The sequence below is a fragment of the Dyadobacter sp. genome (assembly GCF_051859145.1).
Taxonomy (GTDB): Bacteria; Bacteroidota; Bacteroidia; order Cytophagales; family Spirosomataceae; genus Dyadobacter.
On record NZ_JBHYGF010000140.1, the window covers coordinates 4,554 to 9,487 of the forward strand.

Here is a 4,934-nt window from a genome sequence, read left to right on the forward strand (position 1 = left end):
GCTTCTGTCATTTATAAAGGCACCAATGTGGGTACCAATGCGGATGCAGACGGCAAATTCTCCTTTTCAGTGCCTGGTGATGGCATACTCGTAATTTCATACGTGGGTTTCCTGATCAAGGAGCTGCCGATCGGCAACCAGACCCAATTCGATATCAAACTTGAATCTGACACCAGACAGCTATCCGAGGTAGTTGTAACCGCATTTGGTATCGAGCGCGAGAAAAAGGCGCTGGGATATACCGTACAGGAAGTAAAAGGAAGCGCACTCACTGAGTCGCGCTCGACGAACGTTGCCAATGCATTATCGGGTAAAATTGCGGGCGTAAGGGTTCAGTCCAATGGAGGCCCGGGCAGCAGCTCTACCATCCAGATCCGCGGATCATCTTCTGTTTCAGGCAATAACCAACCACTGATTGTTATTGACGGTGTGCCGATGGAACAAACTTCGAGCAAAACACTGGGCGGCGGAATTTCTGAAGTTAACCCGGATAACATTAAAGAAATGTCTGTTCTGAAAGGGCCCAATGCAGCTGCATTATACGGTTCACGCGCAGCCAACGGGGTTATTTTGATTACAACAAAAAATGGCCAGGGCACAAAGGGATTGGGTGTTGAGGTAAATTCAAACATCACATTTGAACGCCCCTGGATCAAACCTGATTTTCAAAACACATATGGCGGAGGAAGCGGTTACCGTACCTGGTACAACGACGGATGGAGCTCTTCCATCACCGATCCTGCGCAAATCGCACAATACAGAGCCGTTTATGACGCAAGATATCCACTGGCTGGTTCAGCAGGAACGGATGAAAGCTGGGGAGCTCCGATGGACGGACGCCTGGTGAGACAGTGGTGGACTGGTGACGATGTTGCACCACTGACTCCTCAGCCTAATAACTGGGAAGAATACTGGCAAACCGGCCGCACGATCACAAACTCGGTGGCACTTTCAGGAGGAAACGACAAAGGCTATTTCCGTTTGGGATTGAGCCGCGTGGATCAGAAAGGGATTATGTATTACAATGATTTCCACAGAAATAACTTCCGCATTAACTCAGGTTACAATCTGACTAAAAACATCAGCATTACCTTGTCAGGTGAGTATATCAAATCGGGCTCGGACAACCGCAGCTACGCTGGCGGACAGGAATTTATCTGGTCTCACCGTTCGGTTTCATGGGATCAGCTGCGCAACTACGAGCAATATACTGATGTGCATAACCAAAAAGTGGGCGACACAGATCCACCAAACTGGCAGCATACATTCTTTACAAACCCTTACTTCTCACAAAAAAAGTTGCCTTCCGGCAATGAGAAAGACCGGTTGCTGGGAAACATTGCATTGAATTACAAAATCCTTCCTTCTCTATCTCTGATGCTTCGCTCGGGAACGGATTACTGGTCTGACACGCGTATCAATGTGACTAACTTTCTCCGCGTCCGGAATGGAACAAGAACACCGGGACGCTTTAACGAAGAGGTTTTGCGCAGCCAGGAAACCAACACCGATTTCATGTTGACCTACAACAAGAACATCACCAGTGACTTTGGCTTGAATGTTCAGTTTGGCGGAATTCAACGCAAAAACTATTACAAGAGAAACTACTTTGCAGTAGGTGAAATGGTTGTGGATGGTCTTTACAATGCCGGAAACTCGGTTCCAAGCGCCAACACCATCGAAAGTGAGATCAGAAAGTCTGAAACACAGAGCTTGTTTGGAACGGCTAATCTATCGTGGAAAGACGCATTGTTCCTGGACCTTACCGCCCGGAACGACTGGTCGAGCACATTGCCTTCGAATGCACGCTCCTACTTCTACCCTTCTGCATCGGTAAGCGCGGTGGTTACTGAATTGTTTGATGTGAAAAGCAATGTTTTTTCATTCGGAAAGATCCGCGCAAGTTATGCACAGGTCGGTAACGATGCGACGCCTTACCAGCTTGCACAAACATTCACAGCTAGTGGATCGTGGAACGGAGCTGTGCCTAAGTTCGCTGAGAACATTCAAATCGCTAACTCTAACCTGAAACCGGAAATCACAACCGGTCTTGAACTGGGCGCTGACATGCGCTTCTTTAAAGGAAAAGTTGGTTTAGATGTTACTTATTATGACCAGACTACAAAAGATCAGATCCTGGGTGTTGAGATTTCAAAAGCAAGTGGTTATGACAAAAGGATTTTGAATGCCGGAAAGATCACGAACAAAGGCGTTGAAGTAACATTGTCAGGAACGCCGGTGAAACTGTCGAATGGTTTCAGCTGGGAGGTTTCCCTGAATTACGCCCGCAACCGCAACAAAGTGGTTGAGCTGGCTGAGGGACTTACGACTTACACCCTGGCTACGCAGCGCGGCATGACCTCCGAAGCACGTGTAGGAGAATCTTACGGAACCTTCTACGGCGTTGGCTTCCTGAAATCACCGGACGGACAAGTTGTTTACGGCGCGAACGGATTGCCTGTAACAGCAGCAAACCAGAAGCTGGGCAATGTGCAGCCAGACTGGATCGGCGGAATGCTCAACACATTCAACTACAAAGGCTTCTCATTGAGCGCGTTGGTTGACGTTCGCATCGGTGGCGACATTTATGACGAAGGAACCGGAACAGCTCGCTGGACAGGTCAATATGCTGAAACTGCATTGGGACGTGAAGAAGGTGTAATTGGAAAAGGTGTTCGCGAAGTAACAGGCGCAGACGGTTCTAAATCCTACGTGCCAAATGACATCATCGTTACTGCAAACCAGCTTTACGGTTACAGCAACCCGCGTAACTATCACGAATCGGCGATTTTCGATGCGAGTTATGTAAAGCTTCGTGAGGTTTCACTGGGTTACAGCATCAGCCCTGCATTCCTGAAAAGAATCAAAATCCAGTCAGCAAAACTTTCAGTAGTAGGACGGAATGTGTGGATGATCTTCAAAAACACACCGCATATCGATCCTGAAATTGATGCAAAAGGCGGAAACGGACAAGGTTTTGGTTATGGCGAGCTGCCAAGCTCACGCAGCGTGGGTATGAACCTGTCATTGTCATTCTGATCCAGTCAATCGAGTTAACTGACCTAAAAGAATCCTGAAGATGAAAAATATATTTAATCATAAAACCATTTGGATGACAGCGCTTGCAGGGATTTTGACTGCATCGAGCTGCACCAAAGATTTTGATGAAATGAATGTAAGTCCGAACAGCCCGACGGCCATCGGACCACAATATCTGCTTCCTACCGGGATTGAAACCGCGGTAGACCGTTACTGGGGACACCGGACGCGTTTTGAGCGCATTAACATTGACGCAGCTGAACTGTATGTGCAGCATTTGACCCGTAATATTTACTCCAATGAAGGCGATGACTACACGGTTTCCCCGGCACTGGTAGCGAATAACTGGAAAGGCTTTTACAATGATTCCCAGCTGAATTTTCAGCGCATTATTACATTGTCAGGTGAAGGATCTGCTAATCCGAATTCCAATTATGAAGGCGTGGCGCTGGTTATGCGGACCTGGGTATTTTCTTTACTCACAGACCTTTACGGAGCCATTCCTTACACGGATGCTATAAAAGGAACCGCAGACGCTCCGGTTTACACGCCAAAATACGATCCGATGGACGTGGTTTATGCTGGCATGCTGAACGACCTGAAAACAGCGAATGAGAAACTGGTAGTAGGCGGCCCTGCCATTGCAGGTGACATTATGTATTCAGGTAACATTTTGAAATGGAAAAAATTCGCGAATTCATTGCGGTTACGTCTTGCCAACCGTCAGGCTGCCAAAAAACCTGCGGAATCGAAAGCGATCATGACTGAAATCGTTTCGGATCCTAACAAATTCCCGATTTTCACAAGCAATGCCGACAATGCACAGCTGAATTGTACCACCGTTTTGCCAAGCAACAACGAATGGAACCAGGTGATGAAACAAGACGGTCGCACGGACTGGAACATCAGCAAAACACTCGCTGACAAAATGAATGCCCTCGATGACGGCCGTATTAAGGTTTATGCCAATCCAAATAAAGACGGCAAATACGAAGGCCACCCGAACGGTTTACCGGACGCGATTGCAACCACTTACCTGGCAACAAGCTCCACCATTGGTGATGCATTTACCAAGGCCGAAGCGCCGGAAGTGATCATGACTTTTGCCGAGGTAAACTTCATTCTGGCTGAGGCTGTGTTGGATGGTGAGATTACAGGCAGTGCAAAAACCTATTTTGACACAGGAGTTGCCGCTTCATTCGCGCAATATGGCCTGACTCCTTCGGCGTCATTCCTTTCGAAATTAGGCGAAGTGACCAGAGAAAAAGTTTTAGAGCAAAAATGGGTTGCGCTGTTTGGTCAGGGTGTTGAAGCCTGGGCAGAATGGCGGAGGACAGGATACCCTGTTTTCCCAGCAGTTGATCCGCGTGCGGTTTTGCAAAACAGCGGCATCCTGCCAACCCGCTTCCCTTATCCAAACTCGGAGTACTCGCTGAATGCAGAATCTGTAAAAGCGGGCGAAAGCCTGAACGGCGGCCCTAACGACATGAAAACCAAGTTGTGGTGGGTAGAGAAGTAAGCAGGTGATTGTTCAAAAAATTCAAGAATCGAGATTATGAAAAATATCAAAACATACATTCCCGCACTTTGCCTGGCACTTACGCTCTCATTGGGACTCGCATCCTGCAAAGAAGAAGATCCGTTTCTGGACCGCGACGTAGCGCCTGTGCTGGTGGATATTGTGGGTGCTGCATTCGGAGCGCCCCTGGCCAGTGAGCCAACTGTTGGTTACCAGGCAACTGCATCAAAACTTACGCTTTCTGCCCGTCTGCTGGAACTGGACAAAACGAACATTCTGGATCATACCAAAGGCATTGATTCCATTCCGGTTCCGAATGTTCCGATCAAGATTACTTTGCGTTCGGGTGCTGTTTTGGGAGAAGTAACATCCAATG

At 47.9% G+C, this 4,934-nt stretch carries 3 protein-coding genes; all 3 read left to right on the forward strand.

Features of this window, described 5'->3' with window-relative positions; all coding sequences use genetic code 11:
* Window positions 1–3,039: SusC/RagA family TonB-linked outer membrane protein (locus ACTIE6_RS09780; RefSeq protein ID WP_439556461.1), on the forward strand; the 3,039-nt coding region annotated here is incomplete at its 5' end.
* A 40-nt stretch (window positions 3,040–3,079) separates the two neighbouring features.
* The gene (locus ACTIE6_RS09785) at window positions 3,080–4,558 is read left to right on the forward strand and encodes a SusD/RagB family nutrient-binding outer membrane lipoprotein (protein ID WP_439556462.1); all 1,479 of its coding nucleotides are present in this window, start codon (window positions 3,080–3,082) and stop codon (window positions 4,556–4,558) included.
* A gap of 36 nt (window positions 4,559–4,594) precedes the next feature.
* A partial coding sequence (locus tag ACTIE6_RS09790; RefSeq protein WP_439556463.1) for a hypothetical protein occupies window positions 4,595–4,934 on the forward strand: 340 nt, incomplete at its 3' end.

Coding starts and splice junctions, on each gene's coding strand:
- ACTIE6_RS09785 (WP_439556462.1), top strand. CDS start 3,080: ATGAAAAATATATTTAATCATAAAACCATTTGGATGACAGCGCTTGCA.